The organism is Pseudactinotalea sp. (genome assembly GCF_048594945.1).
Classification (GTDB): domain Bacteria; phylum Actinomycetota; class Actinomycetes; order Actinomycetales; family Beutenbergiaceae; genus Pseudactinotalea.
Genome location: NZ_JBMDXJ010000481.1, coordinates 1 through 4,124, shown reverse-complemented (window position 1 = coordinate 4,124; position 4,124 = coordinate 1). Strand labels below are relative to the sequence as shown.

The 4,124-nt window shown below is 71.1% G+C and carries 4 protein-coding genes; 3 read left to right on the top strand and 1 reads right to left on the bottom strand.

Annotated elements, in window-relative coordinates:
• Positions 1 to 486 (top strand): MBL fold metallo-hydrolase (locus tag ACOJSN_RS21740; protein WP_420114572.1); only part of this gene is annotated, 486 nt, incomplete at its 5' end.
• 116 nt (positions 487 to 602) lie between these two features.
• A complete protein-coding gene (locus tag ACOJSN_RS21735) occupies positions 603 to 2,249 on the top strand; it encodes a DNA repair helicase XPB (protein ID WP_420114571.1) in 1,647 nt (548 codons plus the stop codon).
• A 3-nt stretch (positions 2,250 to 2,252) separates the two neighbouring features.
• On the opposite strand, the gene ACOJSN_RS21730 is transcribed toward ACOJSN_RS21735, so the two are convergent.
• Positions 2,253 to 2,966 carry a type 1 glutamine amidotransferase gene (locus tag ACOJSN_RS21730; protein WP_420114570.1) on the bottom strand — a complete coding sequence of 238 codons (714 nt, stop codon included), beginning with the start codon at positions 2,964 to 2,966 and terminating at the stop codon, positions 2,253 to 2,255.
• A gap of 132 nt (positions 2,967 to 3,098) precedes the next feature.
• Here ACOJSN_RS21730 and ACOJSN_RS21725 point away from each other — a divergent pair.
• On the top strand, positions 3,099 to 4,124 hold a 1,026-nt coding region (locus ACOJSN_RS21725; protein ID WP_420114573.1), incomplete at its 3' end, for a TPM domain-containing protein.

The following is a 4,124-nucleotide window of genomic DNA, read 5'->3' as shown; positions in this document are numbered from 1 at the left end:
GTCTCCGACCTGCGGCAACGGTGCCCGGAGGCGTCCGTGTACGGGCCTGCCGGCGTCGCCGCCGCGGTGGCGGCGAGCGACGTCGGAGACGTCGTCGAGATCATCGCGCCCGGCGACGTGCGCGAGGTCGGCGGCTTCCGGCTCGAGTTCTTCGGAGGCACGCACGCCGAGATCCACCGCACGCTGCCGCGTGTCGACAACGTCGGCGTGCTGGTCGACGGCCGGCTGTTCCACCCCGGAGACTCGCTCGAGGCACCGGGCGTGCCGGTCGAGCTGCTCGCCGCCCCCGCAGGCGCCCCGTGGCTGAAGATCGGCGAGGCGATGGACTTCGTGGTGGCGGTCGCACCCAAGCAGGCGATCGCCATGCACGACGCCGTGCTCTCCGAAGCCGGCCTGCGGATCTCGGAGGCACGGATCACCGGGGCGATCGAGAGCGTCGGCGGCACCTATGTGCAGCTCCGCGCCGGCGACGCCCTCGAGATCTGATTTCAACGACGTTTCGACCCCCCAAGGCGCTTTCAACGACGTTTCGACCCCTCCCCTGCGCGTCCAAGCCCGGGGGCCGAAACGTCGTTGAAAGCGGAAAGGGGGAGAATGGTCGGATGCCCAACGGACCCCTCATCGTTCAGTCCGACAAGACGCTGCTGCTCGAGGTCGACCACGAGCAGGCCGCCGCCTGCCGGCGGGCGATCGCTCCGTTCGCGGAGCTGGAACGCGCGCCGGAGCACATCCACACGTACCGCCTGACCCCGCTGGGGTTGTGGACCGCGCGAGCTGCGGGCCACGACGCCGAGCAGGTGGTCAACACGCTGCTCGAGTATTCCCGCTACCCCGTGCCGCACGGGCTGCTGGTCGACATCGCCGAGACGATGGCCCGGTACGGGCGGCTGCAGCTGCTCAGCCACCCGACACACGGGCTGGTGCTGCACGCGACCGACATCCCCGTGCTCACCGAGGTGCTCCGGTCCAAGCGGACCGCAGGACTGGTGGGCGCGAAGATCGACGAGAGCACCGTCGTCGTCCATCCCTCCGAGCGGGGCCACCTCAAGCAGGTGCTGGTCAAGCTCGGTTGGCCGGCCGAGGACCTGGCCGGCTACGTCGACGGCGAGGCGCACGAGATCGCGCTCGAGACCGGCGAGTGGTCCATGCGGCCCTACCAGGCCGAGGCCGTGGAAACGTTCTGGCACGGTGGGAGCGGCGTCGTGGTGCTCCCCTGCGGAGCGGGCAAGACGATCGTGGGGGCCGGCGCGATGGCCGAGGCCAAGGCCACCACGCTGATCCTGGTGACCAACACGGTCAGCGCACGGCAGTGGCGCGACGAGCTGGTGCGCCGCACCACGCTCACGCCCGAGGAGATCGGCGAGTACTCGGGCTCCCGCAAGGAGATCCGGCCGGTCACGATCGCGACCTTCGAGGTGCTCACCTCCAAGCTGAAGGGCGTCTACACGCACCTGGAGTTGCTCGATGCCCGTGACTGGGGGCTGATCCTCTACGACGAGGTCCACCTGCTGCCGGCGCCGATCTTCCGCATGACGGCGGACCTGCAGGCGCGCCGCCGGCTCGGCCTCACCGCGACGCTGGTGCGTGAGGACGGCCGCGAGGACGAGGTGTTCAGCCTCATCGGTCCCAAGCGTTACGACGCCCCGTGGAAGGACATCGAGAGCCAGGGCTGGATCGCACCGGCCGAGTGCGTCGAGGTACGCCTCGATCTGCCGCACGCGCTGCGGATGGCGTACGCGAGCGCCGAGCCCGAGGACCGGTACCGGATGGCCTCGACGGCGAAGGCCAAGACCGATGTGGTGCGTCACCTGATCGCGCAGCACGAGGGCGAGCAGACGCTGGTGATCGGTCAGTACCTCGACCAGCTCGAGCATCTGGCGGAGGCCGTCGGGGCACCGCTGATCACCGGAGCGACCACGGTGAACGAGCGGCAGCGGCTGTTCGAGGGGTTCCGACAGGGCGAGATCAGCACGCTGGTGGTGAGCAAGGTCGCGAACTTCTCGATCGACCTGCCTGAGGCCTCGGTCGCGATCCAGGTGTCGGGCACGTTCGGTTCACGGCAGGAGGAGGCGCAGCGGCTCGGCCGCATCATGCGCCCGAAGGCCGATGGCAAGACCGCGCACTTCTACGCGGTGGTCACCCGCGACACCGTGGACGCCGAGTTCGCCGCGCACCGGCAGCGGTTCCTCGCCGAGCAGGGCTACGCGTACACGATCGTGGACGCGGAGGACCTTCTGGCGCAGGCGTGAGCCTCAGCTCGTGACGCGGTCACCGGCGAGGGCGGTGAAGGTGCGTCCGATCGTCTCGGCGAGCGTGGCGAGCGCGTCGGCGTGCTCGCGGTGGCGCCTCCGCGTGGCCTCGACGTCGCCATCGTGGCGCTTCTCCCACGAAGCGAACAGGTCCTCGCCGGCCTCGGGGTGGAACTGCAACCCCCACGCGGAGCCCACACGGAACGCCTGGAACGGGTACTGACGCGAGCTGGCGAGCCAGACCGCTTCCGGCGGCAGAGCCGAGATCGCGTCCTGGTGGCTGGACGGCGCGATCACGTCCCGACCGAGCCCGGCCACGACCGGTCCGAGCAGCGGGTCGGTCTCGGCGTCCGGGCGCATCCGGAGCTCGATGAGTCCGTTCTCTGGTCCGCCGGGCGCAGCCACCTCCACGTCGCCGCCCAGCGCCACCGCCAGCAGCTGCGCTCCCAGGCAGATACCGAGCGTCGTCACTCCCTGCTCGACGGCGTCGCTCAGGTAGGTGCGTACGTCCGGCAGCCACGGGGTCGCCTCGTCATGGACGTTCATGGTCCCGCCGAGAATCACGAGTCCGTCGATCTCGGAGAGCGGCGGGAGCGGCGCTCCGGCGTCGGGGCGGATCAGGAGGATCTCGGCCTCGGCGAGCGCCGGTCCGAGTGCGTCGAGCGGTGCGATCTCCTCGTGCTGGATCACGGCGATACGGGGCGGGGTGTTCGGCACGGGCGGTGAGAATACCCCAGGGCGCTGGGGATCCGGTGGCCCCTGGTACCGGTTCCACGCACCCCATGGCAGGACTGCCCGCCTCGCCGCGTTGCGCCGCTGCTGGTCAGCGGCGAAGATCGCCACGTGAGCATGCACACAGCGCGACGTGCCCTGGCCGTGGTGGGGGTGGCGGCCGCGGCGAGTCTGATGCTGGCGGCGCCGGCGCTCGCCGAGGATCCGTTCGTGATGTCGGCGCGGGTGGTCGATCGCTCGAGCGACCAGGTGGCCGCGGCTCACATCGAGGAACTGGCGGCCGCAGCCGACGACGTCGTGGCCGAGACCGACTACGACCTGTGGACCGTGTACGTGGACTCCTTCGACGGCGAACGGCCGGTCGACTGGGCCAATGACACCGCGATCGCCTCCAACGCGAACACCGACGTACTGCTGCTCGCGATCGCGGTCGAGGACCGGGACGTGGGGCTGTCGGTCGCGGAGGAGGCCGCGCTGAGCGACGCCGACGTCAGCGACATCGAGGCAGCCGCCCGGAGCGCGGTGCGCGACGGCGACTGGACGGGCGCCTCACTGGCTGCGGCCGGCACGCTGATCGAGATCGGCACCGGTGCGGCTCCGACCACCACCGCTCCGACATCGGGCGGCGGATCGGGCGGCTCCGGCGGCGCATCCGGCGGCGGCTCCGGCGTGCTGGTCGGCGCGGTGGTGATCGTCGCGCTGATTGCCGGAGTCGTGATCGTGATGCGGCGCAACCGGAAGAACGCCGCAGGAACGCAGGCGCGGCAGCCGAGCGGCGCACCGGCTCCCACGGACCCGTGGGCCGGAGTCAGCAACGCGGAGCTGAGCACCCGCGCCGGCTCGGCCCTGGTGGCACTCGACAACGACGTGCGGTCCTCGGCCAACGAACTCGCGTTCGCCGAGGCGCAGTTCGGCATCGAGGCGACCCGCGAGTTCAAGGCCACGCTCGAGCAGGCGCAGCAGCAGCTCGGCCAGGCCTTCGCGATCCAGCAGCAGCTGGGCGACGCGAGCCCGGAGCCGGAGACGGCCCAGCGCCAGGGGCTGATCGAGATCCTGCAGCTGTGTCAGGCAGCCGACGAGGCGCTCGACTCCCAGACGGCGGCGCTCGGCGAACTGCGCGCGCTGCAGGACCGTGCGCCCGCG